Origin of the sequence: Sphaerisporangium fuscum, assembly GCF_018531465.1 — a bacterium.
In the GTDB taxonomy this organism is placed as follows: domain Bacteria; phylum Actinomycetota; class Actinomycetes; order Streptosporangiales; family Streptosporangiaceae; genus Sphaerisporangium; species Sphaerisporangium fuscum.
Genome location: NZ_JAHDTF010000018.1, coordinates 213,481 through 232,205 on the forward strand (window position 1 = coordinate 213,481; position 18,725 = coordinate 232,205).

An 18,725-nucleotide genomic window follows, 5' to 3' on the forward strand; every position below is an offset into this window, starting at 1 on the left:
TACTCAGGCGGTCGGCCACGCCCCCACCATACATGGCAGGACTTACGGAATCGAACTGTTCGAATATACGTGTCATCGAGCCGGGTGGCGCGGGCCGTGGCCGGGAGGAGGGTCCAGCGGGGTTTGATACGGCTTGCGTCCGTCGATGGCATCCTGCATGGCGTCGTAGAGCTCAAGGATCAGGCGCTTCGTGCGGTATTCGCCGTACTTGGCCTCATCCTTGCGCTTGACGATGGGGAAGGTGTCCATGATGTAGTCCACATCGTCACGGGCGACACCGTAGAGGTGGAAGAACGCCGCATCGAGCTCGGCCCGGATCATCGATCGCCGTTCCTCGTCCCAGATGAATGGCGGCCCATCATCGCCGAGGTCATGGGCGAAAGATGCCATGTCGTAAGCGGTGTACGACAGCTCCGACACTCTCGCGCTGATCCATTCAAGGGTAGTTTCAGCGGCCCATGCACAGCTCCGCTCAAAGCTCTCTGGCGGGCAGAATGGCAACTGCTCGAACTGGAAAAAGTTCAGATTTGTTCCACCGAGTTTTTGTCTCAGGACGTAATCAAGCGGGAAGGATATCGCCGAGGCCAGCAGAGCTTGTGGCGCCCCCCGACCGGGAAGCAGGAGATTTCCAGAATCCCCTAACCCTGCCTTCCTAACAGCGAATGCGATATTTGTGCGCTCATCGGTCGACCTGCAGATCTTCCTAAACCCAAGGAACCAGTCGGAGCCCCAGTCCTTGTCATCCAGTCCCTGATCCACCTCTGCTTCGCTGACCCAGTACCGCGGAAGCACAACAGTGCTGGCGTCCTGCTTGTCTGACAAAGAAAGGTCGCTGGTAGAGCCGTCTGCGGTGTATGTGGCCCAGCGGTGGTCGTAGTGGTGGAGCATTTTGGCCTCGTACAACGGGAGGAGGCGCCTGTTGCCCTTGACGAGGATATTGCCCTCCAGCTTCCAGCCGTCGGCGAGCATCGTCTCCAGTGTCTCGCCATCCGCTTCGCTGGGGCGGAAGAGCGCGGAGTCGTTCGACATGTCGAACATCCGCATGAAGGTGACACCCCACGGGTTGCCGTTTGGGTCGCCCTCCTTGAGAAGGACCGGGACGCGGCGATAGATACCAAGAGTGATCTCCGCATCGCGACGAGCGCGAAAGACCGGGCAGGTGCCGGTGTTGGGATTGAGTAGCGTGATCTCGTCTGGGGTGAGCGTGAACCGCTTGCCATCGTCGCCGAGCTGGGCGGCGTCGTGCAGGAAGAACGCGAAGTCGGCTCGGTCCACGCCGCTCCTGTGCCCGGTGAGCGTGAGCAGGCTGAATTTGTAACTGCGGTGCACCTGAGCGAAGATCCCCTTGGCGTTCTCGAAGTCGTAGAGCGAGGCCAGGGAGCGCTTGAGGACAAGGTCTTTGAAGAAGTACTGCGTGGTGGCATCAGTGGCGATGCCTGTAGGAACGATGATCCCAAGACGGCCTCGTGCGTGCAGCACGGTCCGGTTGTTCTCCGAGAAAATGGCGTAGGTGTTGACGTCACCTCGGGCGGTCAGCGGATACCGTTCCGAAGCCCGCAGGAAGTGGCTCTCGCCTTCAGCCCGCCGCTTGGCGTCGGTGAACGCTTCGTACAGTGACCTTCCCTCTTCGGAGACGGCCAGTGCCTTGATGAGCTTGTCGCGGGCCGCTTTGTTGCCCGCATTCGCTATCGCGTCGTTCCGCCCCGCGAAGAACTCCTTCTCCGAAAGCTTCACCTTTTCCCAGGGTGGATTGCCGAGGACACAGGTGAAGCCGCCGCTCCACCCCGTCTCCAAGTTCACCTCTCCTCCCTTGACCTGGAAGACCTCGGGGAACTCCAGGTGCCAGTGGAAGAACTGGTACTGGTCGACCAGTTTCCGCAGCTCCACCGACTGCTCAGGCGTCAGCCCGCCACCACGCTTCAGCGCCCGGATGGTCGAGGTGGTGATGGCACGCGGAGCCTTGGGGTGCTTGCGCCAGACGAACGCCGCGCACCAGGCGTCGGCGATCAGCCGTTCCTGGGCCAGTTCCGGGGACGAGTCGTACTCCTGGAAGCGGCGCTCCTGCTCGCGCACGTCTGCCACGCTGAGCACGGGCATCTCGGCGAAGCTCTTGGCCTTCTTCACCAGGGCGTCCGCCAGGCCGGCGACCTCGTCATCGTCGAACAGCAAGCTTGTCCCCCACGCGTCATGGCGCGACCCGCGTCCGACCGTTCCTCGCAGTTCCTGCTTGTTCACCTTCTTCAGCTCGGCGACGACGCTCTTGTCGTCGCCTTCGAGTGCCTTGAAGGCCCCCTCGGGGATCCCCGCCTCGATGAGCTTCGGGGTCGTGCCGATGAGAGCGTTGCCGACCTTGATGTGGGAGTCCAGGAAGGCCAGCGGCTGGCCGGGCTCCAGCGATTCGATCCAGAGTGAGACCTTGGCCAGCTCGGCGGCGAGCGGCTGGAGGTCCACCCCGTAGATGCACGCGGCGACGACCTTGCGCATGGCCTTCCGCACTTCGGACGGCACGGGCTCGTCCTCGCCGGTGACCATGGCGGCGTACCGCTTGGCGATCCGACGCGCGGCAGCGACCAGGAAGTGTCCTGATCCACATGCGGGGTCGCAAACCGTGATCTTCAGCAGGTCGTCCGGGTCGCCGGAGGCGGCGTGCTCGTCGATGACCGGGTCGAGCGCGGTGTCGAGCAGAGACTCGATCAGCGAAGTCGGCGTGTAGTACGACCCGGTGAGCTTGCGCTCATTGCCGGAGACCTTCTCCCTCAGCTCGAACCGCGTGTGCCCGTTGGAGTGCGCGTACGGCACCAGCTCCAGCAGCGACTCGTAGATGCTGCCCAGCTCGTCGGCGCCCAGGTGCTGGAAGTCGACGTCGCGAGGCCGTCCGTCCTTGTCGCGAACCGTGGACATCGACCGGATGGCGGTCAGGAACGCCTCGTTGGGCAGCTCGCACCAGAGCAGCTGGTCGGGGCGGGGCTCGTCTGTCAGCTCCGGCACGGCGCCGGCCGTACGGAAGAAGAGACCACCCAGGCCGGGCAATCCCAGCTCCGGCAGCCCCTCGTCCGCACCGAGGGCCTTGATGACCATGACGGCGGTCTTCCACAGGTCCCGATGCCGGTCTCCGGCGCGCCGTACGGCAAGCTTCCGCAGCCGGCGGGTGGAGAACCAGTTGTCGTAGCGGTCCCGTACGGCCGGCTGCGCATCCGGATCGAGTAGCGCGTTCCGGTCCTCGGCGACGAAGATGAAGATGAGCTGGTAGGCCAGGCGCAGCAGCTCGTGCCGGAACTCCTTGGCCGTGAGCTTGCCCGATTCGACCTGCGCCCGGAGCTTGGGGTTGGCGACCAGGAAGCCGGTGCCTAGGGCCTCCAGGGCTCCTTTGACGCCGTCGCGGAGCTGGTCCCGGGCCCGCATCCCGGTCTCGGCGGCGAAGGCCCGCCACTTTTCCAACCAGCAGTCAGCACAGGTGGGCGTGCCCTCGTCAGGGGCGATCAGCTCGAAGCGGGAGGCGTGCAGCAGCGTGTAGAGGAGGACGAACTCCGCGTACAGCTCGCCGTCGAAGATGGCCTCCAGGTCGAACTCGACGTAGGCCGAGCCGACCAGCGCGGTGGAGTCGCGCAGGATGCGCAGCCGCCGGCCGTTTGACAGCACCGCCCATAAGTGGTCGTCGGAAAGGTTGAGGAACTCCTGCAGCATCGACTGGGGCGCACGCTTGACGACCCCGGGGACGCTACGGTCCAGGTCGGTCTTCCATCCGAGCAAGTGGATGGGCACGCTGTGCCACAGGTGGGAGACAGGGAACTCCTTGTCCGCCGCCTTGAGGCTGCCGTGGTTATAGGTCAGGCGTCCGAAGCCGAGCTCCTGGAAGAGGATGAGCAGCCAGCGTTCCCGGGTGAGCGTGGTCGCCGCGTCCGACTCGGGGAGGGCGACGAGCTTCTCGCGGAAGGCGCGGTAGGCACCGAGCAGGTAGTCCCAGCGGCGGCTGGCCGCGTCCGCGAGCCGTTCCGATTCGGCGAGGTAGTAGTCCTCGGGCCGCATGCCGGGCAGTCCGCGGTCCGCGGCGGCGATGCGGGAGAGCACGTCCTGCGGGATGAGGCCCCCCTGGACGTCGACGGCGAGGTAACCACCTTTCATCGGACGCCTCCGGCGGGCAGGTAGACGTAGACGCCGAGCACGTCGGCCGGGCGGATGGCGGTCACTTTCAGTCCTCTCGTCCCGGCGCCTGCCGCGCCGCGGACCCGCTGGTGGGATTCGGCGAGGCGGGCGGCGAGCATGTCGCCGCGCACGCCCAGCTCGGTGGCGAACTCGGGCGCCAGTTCGCGTCGAACCTGGCCGGTCTGCTCATCTTTGGTCTCTGCGACGAGCTCACCCAGGACGCGATCGGCGGTGCGCTGAACCAGCTCGGGCAGCGTGTTGACGGGTTTGGCCGCCAAGGCGGCGGTGATGTCGTCCTCCGTCAGCCATTCGCGGCCCTGTGCTCCGGCTCGGTACCCCATCACCTGGGCGTCCTCGGCGACCATCGTCCTGGTTCCGGTACGGCCCGGCAGGGTGACGTGGAAGCGGTAGCGGACCAGCAGCAGCACCGTCCGCGTACTCACGTCCGCGGTCCTGATGACCCCGAGCCGTTTGGCAGGGCCGTCGCCCTCCAGTGCGGAGTCCAGGACGGTTCTGGCGAGATCGCGGACCACGGGATCGGTGCGGACGAGCGCGTGGCTTCCGGGCGGGGCGGGAATGTCAGGGTGGAAGCCGAGATGGTCGGCCTTGCCGTGGAGATCCAGGCCGAGGGCATGCCGGAGGCTGACGGGCAAGTCGCGGATGTCGGCGCGGAAGCCGTCGCCGTTCGACTCGACAAGGGCGCCGAAGGCCGACAGAGCCTCTCGCGTGAAGCGGGAGACGTCGGCCGAGGTGCCCAGGGCCGCGCGGATCTCGGCGACCTCCTGCCTGACCTCGCCGAGCTTGATGGCCGAGTGGGCGTACTTGCGGATGGCCTTGGACTCTCGGTCGGCCGCATCCTCCCAGGCCTTGTGGACCTGGTCGCGGGTTCTGGTCACGCCGATGTCCAAGTCGAGCTGGTCCTGGCTGTCCTCGCCGCGGAGCAACAGGCCCTCGACCAGAGCCTTGATGACGTCGTCGCTGTCGGTCGGCACGGACACCGCGACGCCGGTCTGCTTGGCGATGGTGCGGTGCTTGCGGATCAGCACGTCGAGGACGATGCCGTCGATGCCGTTGTCGCGGCCGTAGAGAGTGATGGCTCGCACGCTCTCGGCGCGCTGGCCGAATCGGTCGACCCGGCCCTCTCGTTGTTCATGCCGGGTGGGGTTCCAAGCCAGGTCGTAGTGGATCACGCCCTGGAAGTGTTCCTGCAGGTTGATGCCCTCGGACAGGCAGTCGGTGGCGACCAGGACGTGCCGTCCCGGTTCGGCGGCGAGGGCCTGGATCGCCTGCTGGCGGGCTTCCGGCGGCAGCTGGCCGGTGACGTGCCGGACGTGGGCCTTCCTGCCGAGCGCCTTGGCCAGGTGCTCGGCGACGTACTCGGCGGTCGGGATGAAGCGGCAGAAAACGATCGGGTCGAAACCCTCGGCCAGAGACTCCTTGACCAGGTCGATCAGGGCGGCGAGTTTGGCGTCGTCCTCAGGACCCTCGATCTTTCCAAAAGCACGGGCGAGCCGCTTCAGCCGTTCGCTGTCGCTCTCCTCACCGTTCTGGCCTCCGGCCGCGGCGTCGAGGCCTTCAAGTGCCTCTTCGTCGGTGAGGTCGAGGACGCTGGCGCGGCCCAGCTCGTCGGCTTCCGGCTCGGTCTCGGCGGCGACTGTGGCCGATCGGGTGCGTAAGGTGGCGGCGGCGGCTCGAGGGGAGGAGGCCACCGAGCGGAGCAGCGCGAGCGCCGACCACCAGGAGACGCGCTGCCCCAGGCCGGTGCCAGGCTTGCGGACGGTCTCGCGGGCGTAGGCCAGGACCTGGCGGGCAAGCTTGTGATAGTCGCCCGTCAGCAGATAGGAGACGTCGCGGATGTAGCGGGCCTTCGGGAAGGGGGTCTCCTCGTCAAGGTAGCGCTTGATGTCGTTGCGGCGACGCTGGATGAAGTATTTGGCGAGCTCTTCCCGGCCCCTGACGGATTCCAGATCGACGCCGGCCAGCTTGGGGTCGAGCAGGCCGATGAGGTCGCGGAAGGCCTCTTCCTTGCCGCTGTGCGGGGTCGCGGTGACCAGAAGCATGTGTCTCTCGGGATCGGCGGCAAGTTCCTGCAGTAGCCGGTAGCGCAACTGGCTCTGCCTGCTGGTGGACCCCGCCGCGACACAGGTGTGGGCTTCGTCGACGATCACCAGGTCCGGGCAGGTGCGGACGAACTGCTGGTAGCGGCGGTCCGACTTGATGAAGTCGGTGGACACCACGGTGATCGGGTGACGTTCGAAGATGGATTCGTCCAGCCGGAGCCCGCGCTCCAGCCGGGTGACCGTGGACGGCAGGACGGCGGTGGCCTCGATGGCGAACTTGTCGCGCAGCTCGGCCACCCACTGGTCGGCCAGAGCCGGGGAGCACAGCACAGTCAGTCCGTTCGCCTCGCCGCGCTCCAGGAGCTCCTTGGCGATGAGACTCGCCTCAATGGTCTTGCCGATACCCACGTCGTCGCCGATGAGCAGGCGGACGGTGTCCATGCGCATGGCCAGCAGCAGGGGGACGAGTTGGTACTGGCGGGGCTCCACGGCGATGGCGGCCAGGGAGCGGAACGGCCCGGCGCCGGATGTGAAGCCGATGCGCAGTGCCGTACGGAGCATGCTCGCGGCCACGCTGTCGCCGACCTGGTCGGCCGTGGGCGGCGGGAAGGTGGCGTCATGGACCTCGTTGCGGAACAGGCAGGCCTCGAAATCGGTGTCCCCATTGAGCGGCCGGACGACGAGAAAGTCGGTTCCGCTCCCAGGCTGGACGACCCATTCGCGGCCACGAGCCGATACCAGCGATCCTGCGGTGTACGTCATCTGTTCCCTCGTCCCGTGCCGAAGACGCCGGAGTACCTGCGTGCGATCTCGTCCCAGTTGTCGTCATAGCGGAAACGAATCACCAGCCACCCCTGGTCCATCAGCCGGTCTTCCGCCTGTATGTCGCGCTCGATCACATCAGTTGAATCATGGTGCGGTCCATCGATAAAGATCGCAATATTGCCCGCTTTGGTGTGATAAGCGAAGTCCGGTCGGGCCAGTGCGTCGGGAACGAGCTCTTGGGCGGCGGTGGGAAGCCGGTAGTCGTGCTCCCGAAGGAATTCGACGAAGCTGCGCTCCAGTTCGCTCTCCGACCTCGCGCGAAGCTCGGTCAAGTGCTCCTCGGGAGTCGCCTTACCGTTGGTGGGCTCGGTGGACGAACCCGCGATTTCACGCAGGAGCGAGACCACGCTCAGCCGATCGATCCGCTCGTGCCAGCGCTGGTTCGAGTACGACAGCAGGCAGTCGTAGCAGCCTCGCTCGCACCGCTCACGTGCGCCGTTGGCACGGTCGAGGTCCTCACCGCTGTCCGGGTCGATGTGGATGATCTCCATCGCACGGCGGGCGACCCTGCTGAGCGCGTCCTTCTCGTCTTGGAGGCGGCGCAGCGCGCCCGCCCCGCCTTCGGCGCTCTCGATCAAGAGCATTCGCCCTCGGTTCTGCGGGTCGGGGAGAGGCTCGCTGTGCAGCTCGGCGTCCTCCAGCTGGAACTCGGCCTCGATGCCGCGCTCCAGCGCGTACCGGAGCGTGGTCGCGACGCTTTCCTCAACCGGTGCGGCCAACCGGATGACGCAGATGTTCTTCTGGTCTTGGACATAAGGAACGACCCGAGTGATCCGCTGCGCCTTATCGATGGGAAGCAGCCCTTCGTCCTCGGGTGCCTGGTTGGTGGCGTCGGAGTCCTTGGCCCACCGGCCGCGGACGGGATCGAGCCAATAACCGATCTCGTTGCGGTTCTTCCGGCCTCGCCGTCCCTGGTTGATGATGCGAACGGTCGCGACGTCTCCGTAGACGAGCTCGGCCACGTCGTCACCGTTCCGTACTCGAGCGTGGAGCTTCCCCTCTCGAGAGCCGTGCCTGCTGAACCGGTAGGTGATCAGCAGGTCGAATCCGGCCTTGCGGCGCTCCTCCTCGTCGGAGGAGATGCGCTGGCGACGGATGGTCTCAACGGTTGCCAGGTGCATCAGGCCGGGCAGGGACCCAGGAAGCTCCGCATCGCACTCGTCGCATACATCCGTACCGGCTTGCCGGTCGTGCCAGTAGCCGCACTGAGCACAGATACGAGCCTCGCTGGTGGTGACCTCGCCCTCTTCGCCGGTGGGCACCTGGATCTTGGCCACTTCGTAGCGACGCCCCTCGTGATAGATAAGCGCTCCGGGGCCGAACTCGTTGACCGCGATGAATCTGGGCCGTTGGATGTAGCTCCCCTTCGTGCCCCGCTCTCCGGGCACGTAGGCGGCAAGGGGCAGACGAGGGAAGGAGTAGCCCGGCAGGAAGCCCTCGGAGGCGAAGTAGCGATAGGTGTAGAAGTCACTGAACTGCCGGTCGCTGTCCTCGTTGAGCAACAGTTTCCGCTGGTTCTCCGCCTGCGTGCGGCGGCGACGGGCCTGGTCCTTCTTGTCGGGAGGCAGGGAGACCTCCATGACCCGGCGGTTCTGCTCCCTCTGCTCGGCGGTGGCCGCCTGAAACAGACCGCGCCACCGGTCGCAGGCGCTGTCGAACCACTTCGCCGCGCCGCGGACGGTGTCTTCGACCCACCCCTCGTACCACCAGCTGATCGTTGTGAGATTCGCGGGCGTCAGGACGTCGGCCAGCACCTTCTTAGCCTTGGGTATGGCCCGGCGGATCGCGCCTTCGTCCTCAAGCTGGACACGAAGGGTGTCCAGGATCGGCAGCTCGGCTTCGTTGGCGACGTCCAGGACCTCCGACATCCGCGAGCGCAAGGAGGCACCGGTCTCGGCCAACCAGACGGCATGGACGTGCGAACGCACCAGGTCTTCGTTGGTGAGATCGAGCCGGGGCGGTTCGACGCTTCCCGCGACCATACGCTCGGAGCGCCGGAAGTAGTACTGGTCGTGTGGACTTCCGGTGGAGCAGTAGGTCGTGATGAGCGCCGGCTGCCCGCTTCGCCCGGCGCGCCCTGACCGCTGGGCGTAGTTGGCCGGCGTCGGCGGCACATTGCGCATCGCGACCGCGTTGAGGGTCGCGATGTCGACACCCAGCTCCATCGTGGGCGAGCAGTACAACAGCGGCAGCGGCACCCCCTCGCGGAAGAGGCGCTCTCGTTCCTGCCTGATATCCGCCTGGACCTGAGCGGTGTGTTCGGCGGCTTGGATCGCCGAAAGCTCGACGGCGTGTTCGGCGTAAAGGTCGCGGAAGAACGCGTTGACCCTGGACCCCACGTCCGGGTCCACGGTCTTGCGCAGCGGATCGGGGGCGCCGGTCTTCCCGTCACCGCCGCGCCAGATCAGTTCCGAGGACTTCAGCCGATACCCCGGTGCACCGTTCCGCCCTTCATCGGCCTGGAGCAGCAGGCCGTACTTCTCCAGCGCCCACAACATGGTCGTAATGACGGACTGGGCGTCGTCCACCGTCAGCTTGTGCTGGGGATAGGCGACATAGCGTAGATAGCGGCCCAGCGCGGAGCGGCCGGTGAAGTTGACCCGGTTCCTCCGCTCCCCTGGACGCCCGGGGGCAGCGTAAACGGTGGCGGCCTCGATGCGGGTCTCGACCTCACCTAGCGCCCAGACGCCGGTCAGGTAATTGCGGGACTGCAGAAGGATGCGCTCGTAACCCTCCAGTGTGAGCACGTCCACATCGACGGCGAGGGCACGGCGCATCTCGTCCAGGACGATCTTGATCAGCTCCGCGCGATGACCAGGCGTGTCATCACGGAGCGCGACGTGGGTCTGAGACCAGTAGTCGTCGTCGGCGGCGATCTCGTCCAGTGCCACATAGTCGAACCGCAGCAGCCCGGTCTGCTCCAGGTTAGGCATGGTGATGCGCCAGCCACGAGCCAGGTCAACGTAGATCAAGTAGGAAAGAGCGCCACGTAGGGCCTTGTAGACGTGCTCAAGCTGACCGAACTTGACATCCGGGTTCTGAGCGAAGGCGGTCATGGGCAAGGCAAGTGCTCTTTCCACCTTCTGGGCAACATCGTCGTGACGGAGCCCGTCCTCGCCCGCGGCGACGGCAGCGCGATACAAAGCTCCCCGGACCTGGGTGACCTGGACGAAGTCGTTGAGGTGCCCGGCCTGAAGGCTCGCGTCCTGGCGGTTGTCGACGAAGGTCAGCAGCTTGCGGGCCTTCTGATCAAGTTCCGGCTGACGACGGAGGTTGCGGATGATGCTGGTGCTGATCAGCGACATGGCCGAGCTACGGCCTTCTGAGGCGAAGGTCGCCAGCTTGGCGAAGTCCTTGCCACGCACCTGTTCATAGGAGACCCGGCAACGCAGGCAGAACTTGAACGGCTCCTGGAAGTACCAAGCACGTTGTCCCTGCCCGGCCGGCACCTGACTACCGCCAGGACCGAGCCAGATCTCCTTGGGTAAGTGATCTAACTGGCTCTTACGGATTTGGCTTCCGCCGTCGTCACCCCCCTCCAGCCAGGAGTCGGGCAGCCTGCCTTCTGCGACAGGATCGGCGGGCCAGGGATGGTCGGTGCTGATGTACACGTACCCGTTCGCGTCGTTGCCACCGGCGACGTCGGCCTCCTGCCTGGCGCCGAAACTTTCGTCCTTGCGCTTGGCCACGACCAGGTATTCCTGGCCACATTCCCGACAGAAGGCGAGCGGAAAGAGCATCTTCTCGCGGTCGTGTGGCACGCTCACCTGGTACTGACTGGTGATGTGCCGCGTAGCCTCCGGTTCGAGACTGACGTAGACGGTGTCCCCCTTGGACAGGAACTGATGTAGCCGGAAGGCGAACAGCGGCCGCTTCGTTTCCGGGTGTCGAGCTCTGGCGCCCTCCTGAAGCACCTTCTCGATGATTACCGAGCAACGTTCGCGCTCCACGCCGGTCAGCGTGCGCAACTCCTCAGCGGCGTCGGCCACTCGGGTCGGCTTTCGCCGAACAAGCCGTTGGGTACCGGACTCCCTGGTAAGGCCGAACTTCGTCTCGATCCAGCAGGCCAACGCATCGTCGGCGAGTTGTGCATACTCACGACCTTCGCCGGCCTGTTCCATCGAAGCCAGTAGTTCGCTCTTGCCCGGGTCTCGGTCGGCGGTCGCACGAATCAGAGTTTCGCCGATCACGCGATCCGGAGTGACTTCGGTTCCGAACAACCGCGTGGCGACGTCGGCGACGACTTCCTGCGCCTGGGCGAAGGTCTCTGTGGTGGCCATGGTCGCCGAGGTTCCAACGCACTGCAGTTCTGGTGCCGCGCAGGCGTCACGAAGCCGCCGGACGAGCAGCGCGACGTCCGCGCCCTGGCGCCCACGGTAGGTGTGCAGCTCATCTAGAACGAGGAAGCGCAGCCCTTGCGCCGCACCGATGAGATGCCGCCGCTCGGTCGGGCGCGTCAGCAGGTATTCGAGCATCACATAGTTGGTCAGCAGGATGTCCGGCTTACGCGCCAGGATGGCCTCGCGGTCAGTGTCGCTCTCCTGGCCTGTGTAGCGGGCGAAGGTGACCCGCTGCTCGTTCCTGGCCAACCCCCATTTGAGATACCGGGCGAGTTCTTCCATCTGGCTGTTCGCCAAGGCGTTCATCGGGTAGACGACGATGGCCTTGACCCGGCCGGGCTCCGGGTTGCGGAGGATGGAGTCCACGATGGGGATCATGTAGGACAGGCTCTTGCCAGAGCCCGTGCCGGTGGTGAGGACGTAACTCAGGCCTTTACGCGCGACCTCGATCGCCTCACGCTGGTGACGATGGAGAGAGATGCTCCTAGCCCCTGGATCTTCCGACGTCTCCTTGAACCTGAACAGGCGCTCGCAGTGCGTGTGGAGCGTTCCCATTTCGGCCAGCTTGGCAACAGTGCCGCCCGGCTCGAAGCTCGGATTGAGGGATACCCACGGGTGGGGCCAGCGTGATCGCGCCGCGCGCTCGTCCTGAAGGTGCGCGGCGATGCGGGGGTCACGAACGCTGACCAGAGAGGTGGTGAACTCGTCGTAGTCAGCGACAAGCTGTTCATGCACCTCAAAGACGTCCACGCCACACTCCTCGATGGACATACCAATGTCGAGATGGATCACGCCTTCCAGGAGGCGTGGAGGTACTTAATCATCTTTTGTCGAGAAATTCAGCCATGTAGGACAGAACACGCTGAAGGATGTCTTCCCAATCGCGGTACACGAGCCCCGGGAGAGCAGTCACTCAAAGAAAGGGATTTTCTTCCACAAACCTCACTTATGTTCACGATCAGAGGTAGCGTCCTCCCCACGGCTCGTCTCATTGGCCCCGGACATCAAGGTGACTTTACTTACAGTAAGTAGCAACTTGATAACTGTCAGTGGCGAGGGATCGGTGATGGCGCCGCCACAGCTGACCACCGTCGTGGGCGTACCGCCCAACACGGGCCAGGTGACACCTGCATGACCTGAAGGCGGCACCTCCACGCCCTGGTATGAACCCACCGAGCGACTTCCCATGCCTTGCAAGGCGCGTACCGTCCAGGGCGATCACTGGGACGCAGGTGGCCTGAGCAGCGTGGACGTTTCTCCCCGGGGATGGGGCAAGTCATCTCTGCTTCCAAGGCCGACGCCATCGTGCCCGCCCGCCACATTGTGGCGCTAGGCCACCTCGGAGCGTCCTTTCCCGCTACGAAAGTGACGTCTGAACTCCAATGTCCAGAAGCCAAGCCGTTCTCGAGCCCTTCGAGGCCGTGCAGCGGATCCGGTACGCGGTGTGTTGCGGCGGTTTGTCGCTCATGGTGCTGATCACGACGACCGGGCCCTGGGTCGTACGACATGACGGCATCCGGTCCGTCGAAGTCCTCTCGCTGTGGGACCTGCCCGGGTCCGATGTCCGGGAGCTCGGTGAGCACGGCGTGAGCGCGCTCGGGATGCTGATGCTGAGCCTCGCCCTCACCCTCCTGACGGCGCTCCGCCCGGCGCGTCCCCTGGTGCTCTGCACGATCCTCACGGCCGTCTTGAGCTTCGTGAACACCATGTGGCTCGACCAGGCCCTCACCGGTACGGCTGCCCATCCGGCGGAAGTACCGGCCGCCGCCGGGCCGGGGGTGGCCGCCGCGCTCGGCGAGACGTTCGTGCTCGTCCTCGGCCTCGGCGCGCTGGCGCTGGTCGACACCGCCGACGACAGCGATTCCGTCCGGCGCAGAGTGGTTTCCGACGGCGCGCGGTGGCCTGCGGACATGGGCCGCAGGCTCGCGTACGCGGCCCGCGGAGCGATGCTCTCCGTTCTGCTGCTGATCGGGAGCACACTGCCATGGATGAGCCTCCGGCACGGCGAAGGCGGAGTCAGGCGCCTCTCCCTGTGGGATCTGGCGAACGGGTCGGCCGGCGACCAGGTGACCACCGGGGCCGCCGGGGCGGCGCTCGCGCTGCTGATCGTCTCCTGCGTTCTCCTGCTGCTCCTCGCCGCCGAGCCCGAACGTTTCCTCGCATGGTGGGTCGCCGTGTCGATCGGGGTCACGCTGGCGGCGCTCTGCCGGCTCCACCTGGTGACGGCCGGGCTGTCACAGGGTCGAGAATCAGTACGGTTGGCCGGTGAGGCGGTCACATTGGCCGTGCTCTTCGCGGCGGCGGTCGTCGTCATCGTGCCGCTGGGTCTTCCCCGAAGCCGGCGCCGTCCCGGCTGATCCCGAACGCATCATCGGCCTCCGTGTCATTCCCGTGAGGGAATTGCCGGAGGTCGTCGCATGCCCACAGGATGCCACGCGAACGAGAAGCGTTCTGAGAAGCCTGGGAAAGAGGAAGATCGTGAGCGACCTGAACGAGTTCGCGCGCCGTTACATCGCGATGTGGAACGAACCGGACGCCGAATCGCGCCGTAAGGTGATCGGCGAGCTTTTCGCGCCCGGCGCGGCGCACTACACGCCGACGCGGGAGGTGCACGGCCACGAGGAGATGGAGGCACGGGTCGCGGCGGCGTACGACCAATGGGTGCGGCCGGGTGAGTACGTCTTCCGTCCCGTCCCGAACGCCGACGGCCACCACAATGCCGTGCGGTTCAACTGGGAGATGGTGAAGGCGGCCTCGGGCGAGGTGGTCAGCGTCGGTTTCGACTTCATCGTGCTGGACGACGACGGGCTGATCGTCAGCGACCACCAGTTCATCGACCGGTGATCGCCATCCGTGGCTCTCGGGGTCGGGCCATCGCCTCATGGACCAGGTGCGCGAGGGCGCAGGTCCGTCGCCCGCGCCGTGTGTCGAGTCGCCCACCCGCCGTCGAACCGGCCCGCTGTCGCACCGGCCCGCCGTCGAACCGGCCGCAGTGACGACCCGGCCGTGGTATCGAGTCGACCTGGCCACTGAGTCGACCGGCCGGGAGGGTGATGGCCGGGGCCGCGTGGTTCTCGGAGGCAGAGGGGCGGATCGGTTACGACGCGGCTGCGACTCGTGATCGACAGGACTGCGACCTGGTGCGGCTCGCCGGGACGCTGTCCGGGGCGGGCTGGGCTTCCTAACGTCCACGGTTGAAGGCGAGAGGTCATCCGCTCGCCGCCCACGTCGACGACCTCACGAAGGACGAGGCCCAGATGCGCGACGATGCCGTCCGTCACACCACCCCCGAGATCCGCCTGCTGGAAAAGGCCGCCTTCCTCGCCGGCGCGACCTCCGCCGGCGAGGCGCGGCGGTGGCTCGGGAAGATCCTCGACGGCCACCCGCGTCGCGACGACGCCGTGCTCCTGCTGTCGGAGGCGATCACCAACGCGCTCGTCCACACCACGTCACCGGTGATCGGCGCGGTCGTGTTCGTCGAGGAGGACGGCTGCGTCCAGGTCGAGGTGGTGGACGACGGGGCGGAGACCGTCCCGTCGGTGTGCCGCCACTCCCCCGGCGACCTCACCGAGTCCGGGCGCGGCATCCGGCTCATCCGGGCACTGTCCTCCCGCTGGGGCTTCATCGAGGAGCGCCCCCGCTGCGTCGTCTGGTTCGCCCTGGGCCCGTGACGAGAGGGCGCGGATCGGACGGCCCTCGCCGTACGCACGTGGTCGTACTCGGGATGCGTCAAAGGATCGTCACGCACCCGAGCCGGACGGCGAGGGGCGATCCGCCCTACGCCGGATGCATCGGCGGGAACCGCCCGGCCACCTGCACCGATACCAGGCTGCAGCATCAACTCGGCGGTGTGGTCGTCCCGGCTCCGGACTCGCGGGCGATCTACGTGACGGCCTCCTACGACGCGGGGGCGATCAGCCGGTACGACAGAATGACGTCGTAAGCCGACCGGTCGGCAGTCCCAGAAGCCGCCCGGATCGCTTCGCGTGAAGTGCCACGGCCGGCCCATTTCGGGCTGGACAACAGCGGCCCTGTTGTAACAGGATTGGTTGCGATGAGTTCCAACAGCAGGTTCACCGTGGCCGTCCATGCGCTCGCCTGGATGGCGCTCGTCCAGCCGCGGCGGGGGGACGGGGTCATGACGTCCGAGCAGATCGCCGACAGCGTGAACACCAACCCGGTCGTGATCCGGCGCATCCTCGGGCGGCTCCGGGACGCCGGGCTGGTGGTGACGCAGCGGGGGCAGGGCGCCGGGTGGCGGCTGGCCAGGGATCCCGCTTCGATCGACCTGGCGTCGGTGCGCGACGCGGTGGAGGACGCCCCCCTCTTCGCCCTCCACGCCGGCACTCCGAACCAGGCGTGCCCGGTGGGCCGGGGCATCCAGCCGGTGCTGCGCAGCACGTACGCCAGGGCCGAGGCCGCCCTCCACGCGGAACTCGCGTCCACTTCCATCGCCGATGTACTGGAGGACACGATCGCCCGAACAGAACACCCTTGAGGACGCCAACGCCCACCCCGGCACCTTGAGGAGGACATCGACCCTCACACGAGCGCCCTTGAGGGCGCCGACTCACTCCCTCCGATGCATCGACGGAGCACGGGCACCGCTCTCGCGCGCCTGAGGACACGAAACCTCACGCGTCATCGAAAGTGTGTGATCGCCTGAATCCGTGGCCGGTCCGCCAGGGCCGGTCTTTCTTTCGCCGTTTGAAGTAACAGATTTGGTTACGATAGGAGCCATGTCATGTACCGGTCCCTGCTCGTGCTCGCCACGGGCGTGTTCGCCATAGGAACCGACAGTTTCGTGATCGCGGGGATACTCCCCCAGATGGCCGCGTCGCTGCACGTCGGCACGGCCGCCGCCGGCCAGCTGATCACCGCGTACGCGCTGGCCTACGCGGTGCTCTCGCCCGTCATGGGCGCGCTGACCGGCAACTGGCCGCGCAAAAGGTTGCTGGTCACCGGCCTGGCCGTCTTCGTCCTGGGCAACCTCGCCACCGTCACCCTTCCCGTCTTCGGGCTCGTGCTCGCCGGACGGATCGTGGCCGGCGCCGGCGGTGCCATGGTCACCCCGGCGGCGAACGCGGCCGGCGCCGCGCTGGCCCCTCCCGAGAAGCGGGGCCGGGCCATCGCCCTGGTGATGACCGGTCTCAGCGCGGCCACCGCTCTCGGGTCGCCGCTCGGCACCGCCCTGGCCGGCCTCACCGGCACCTGGCGGGCCACCATCCTGTTCATCGCCGCCGTCGGCCTGCTGAGCATGCTCGGCGTCGCGTCGCTGCTGCCGTCCATCGCCGCGCCCGTGCCGCTCGGCCTGCGGGAACGCCTGACCCCCGTCGCCGACGCCCGCGTCATGCTCACCCTCGGCACGACCCTGCTGGTGTACACCGGGCTGTTCTCCGTCTACTCCTACATCGGCATCGGCTTCGACCGGGTCACGCACGGCGACGGCACGACGCTCGCCCTGCTCCTGCTGGTGTGGGGGCTGGCGGCGACGGCGGGCACCCTCGGTTCCGGCCGGCTGACCGACCGGCTGGGCAACCGTCGTGTCCTGAACACGGCGGTCGCCGTCGCCGCGATCGACTTCGCGCTGCTGCCCTGGTCCAGCCGGTACCTGGCGACCTCCGTCCTGGCCCTGGTGGTGTGGGGCCTGTGCGGGTGGGGTGCGCTGACGCCGCAGACCCATCGGCTGCTGTCGGTGTTCCCCCACCTGGCCCCCGTGCTCACCGGCCTGGCCTCGGCCACCGTGTACGTGGGCGTCTCGCTGGCGGCGGCCGTCGGCGCGCTCGGCATGGCGGCGGTGGGACCGTACGGGCTGGGCCCCTTCGCCGCCGTCCTCATCGCCCTCGGGCTGGTCTGCGCCGAGCTGGCCCATTCGGCGATCCGGCGGCGGGAGGCACCGGACCGGGCCGCGGCCCCCGCCGTGGCGGCCGCCAGGCGCGCGGAGTGACTCCAGCGGCCCCCACCGCCGGTGTTTCCACAGGTGGGTACGCGCCGGGCCGAGGACCGGCCCGGCACGTACCGTCAGGCGCGGTCGCGGGCGAACCGGTCGGTGGTCTGTATGAGGCGGTCGAGGATCGCGGGCTCGGAGTAGGCGTGGCCCGCCTCGACCATGTGGAACTCGGCCTCCGGCCAGGCGCGGTGGAGGTCCCAGGCCGTGCGAGGCGGGGTGCACATGTCGTAGCGGCCCTGGACGATGACGCAGGGGATGTGGCGGATCCTGTCGACGTCGCGCAGGAGCTGCTCCTCCTCGAAGAAGCCGCGGTTGACGAAGTAGTGGTTCTCGATGCGGGAGAAGGCGACCGCGTAGTCGTCGTCGGAGTGCGAGGCGATGATCTCTTCGTTGGGCCGCATGGTGATGGTGGAGCCCTCCCAGATGCTCCACGCGCGGGCCGCGGGCAGGCGTACCTCGGGGTCGGGGTCGTTCAGGCGGGCGTGGAAGGCGGCGAGAAGGTCGCCGCGCTCCTGCTCGGGGATCGGCGCGAGGTAGTCCTCCCACAGGTCGGGGAAGACCATCGAGGCCCCCTCCTGGTAGAACCACCGCAGCTCGAAGTCGCGGAGCATGAAGATGCCGCGCAGCACCAGCTCGGTGACGCGCTCGGGGTGGGTCTGCGCGTACGCCAGCGCCAGCGCGCTCCCCCACGAGCCCCCGAACACCTGCCAGCGGTCGACGCCCAGATGCCCCCGCAGCCGTTCGATGTCGGCGACCAGGTCCCAGGTGGTGTTGTGCTCCAGGGACACGGCCGGGTCGCTCGCGTGCGGCAGGCTGCGCCCGCAGTTGCGCTGGTCGAACAGCACGATGCGGTACGCCTCGGGGTCGAACTGGCGGCGGTGGTTCTCGCCGCAGCCGCCGCCCGGCCCTCCGTGCAGCATGACCACCGGCTTGCCCTCGGGATTGCCGGAGACCTCCCAGTGGATACGGTTGCCGTCGCCGACGTCGAGCATGCCGGAGTCGTGCGGCTCGATCGGTGGATAGAGCGTCCTCATGCCCAGCCATTGTGGCAGCGTCCACCCGCGCGTGATCGGCAGGGCGCGCGCCGGGATCTCATCGTGAACTCCGGTGGGCTCCCGCGCATCTAAAGCGATGTTCTGCCGATGAGACGATGGGTGGATGGCGTGACGGGTGGCCTGCGGCCGGAGGATCCGGAGCGGCTGGGCGGGTACTGGCTGGCGGGACGGCTGGGCGCCGGCGGCCAGGGGGTGGTGTACGAGGCCTACGACGCCCAGGGCCACCGGGTGGCGATCAAGGTGCTGCACGGCGACGCCGCCGGTGATGGGGAGCTGAAGTCGCGTTTCGGTCGTGAGGCGGCGGCGGCGCGCCGGGTGGCGTCGTTCTGCACGGCGCGGGTGATCGCGGCGG

General features: G+C 67.1%; 9 protein-coding genes and 1 pseudogene. 6 read left to right on the forward strand and 4 right to left on the reverse strand.

Annotated features, from left to right (window positions below):
• Positions 1-72: 72 nt before the first annotated feature.
• From KIK05_RS23380 to KIK05_RS23390, 3 genes are read right to left on the reverse strand one after another with little or no spacing between them, the layout of a single operon-like run.
• Positions 73-4,122: an Eco57I restriction-modification methylase domain-containing protein gene (locus tag KIK05_RS23380; RefSeq protein ID WP_214412927.1), complete on the reverse strand. Its 4,050-nt coding sequence runs from the start codon at positions 4,120-4,122 to the stop codon at positions 73-75.
• A complete protein-coding gene (locus tag KIK05_RS23385; RefSeq protein WP_214412928.1) occupies positions 4,119-6,965 on the reverse strand; it encodes a DUF8741 domain-containing protein in 2,847 nt (948 codons plus the stop codon). Before KIK05_RS23385 ends, KIK05_RS23380 begins: the two co-directional genes overlap by 4 nt.
• Complete coding sequence (locus KIK05_RS23390) at positions 6,962-12,160, reverse strand: DEAD/DEAH box helicase (protein WP_308250078.1); 5,199 nt, start codon at positions 12,158-12,160, stop codon at positions 6,962-6,964. The genes KIK05_RS23385 and KIK05_RS23390 overlap by 4 nt, the downstream gene beginning before the upstream one ends.
• Before the next feature lie 590 nt (positions 12,161-12,750).
• Between KIK05_RS23390 and KIK05_RS23395 the strand changes: the two genes are divergently transcribed.
• From KIK05_RS23395 to KIK05_RS23415, 5 genes are all read left to right on the forward strand, one after another.
• Positions 12,751-13,725 (forward strand): hypothetical protein, encoded by a 975-nt coding sequence (locus KIK05_RS23395; protein WP_214412929.1) that lies wholly within the window; start codon positions 12,751-12,753, stop codon positions 13,723-13,725.
• Between the two features lie 121 nt (positions 13,726-13,846).
• Positions 13,847-14,212 (forward strand): nuclear transport factor 2 family protein, encoded by a 366-nt coding sequence (locus KIK05_RS23400; RefSeq protein ID WP_214412930.1) that lies wholly within the window; start codon positions 13,847-13,849, stop codon positions 14,210-14,212.
• Positions 14,213-14,562: 350 nt separating this feature from the next.
• Entirely contained in the window at positions 14,563-15,039 is a 477-nt protein-coding gene (locus tag KIK05_RS23405; protein WP_214412931.1) for an ATP-binding protein, read from the forward strand.
• Between the two features lie 383 nt (positions 15,040-15,422).
• Positions 15,423-15,866 (forward strand): Rrf2 family transcriptional regulator, encoded by a 444-nt coding sequence (locus KIK05_RS23410; RefSeq protein ID WP_214412932.1) that lies wholly within the window; start codon positions 15,423-15,425, stop codon positions 15,864-15,866.
• A 246-nt stretch (positions 15,867-16,112) separates the two neighbouring features.
• Positions 16,113-17,315 (forward strand): MFS transporter, encoded by a 1,203-nt coding sequence (locus tag KIK05_RS23415; protein WP_214412933.1) that lies wholly within the window; start codon positions 16,113-16,115, stop codon positions 17,313-17,315.
• A 74-nt stretch (positions 17,316-17,389) separates the two neighbouring features.
• On the opposite strand, the gene pip is transcribed toward KIK05_RS23415, so the two are convergent.
• Positions 17,390-18,352, reverse strand: a complete 963-nt coding sequence (pip, locus tag KIK05_RS23420) for a prolyl aminopeptidase (RefSeq protein WP_214412934.1) — start codon at positions 18,350-18,352, stop codon at positions 17,390-17,392.
• A 108-nt stretch (positions 18,353-18,460) separates the two neighbouring features.
• Between pip and KIK05_RS23425 the strand changes: the two are divergent.
• Positions 18,461-18,725, forward strand: a pseudogene (locus KIK05_RS23425) (hypothetical protein); the annotation flags it as partial.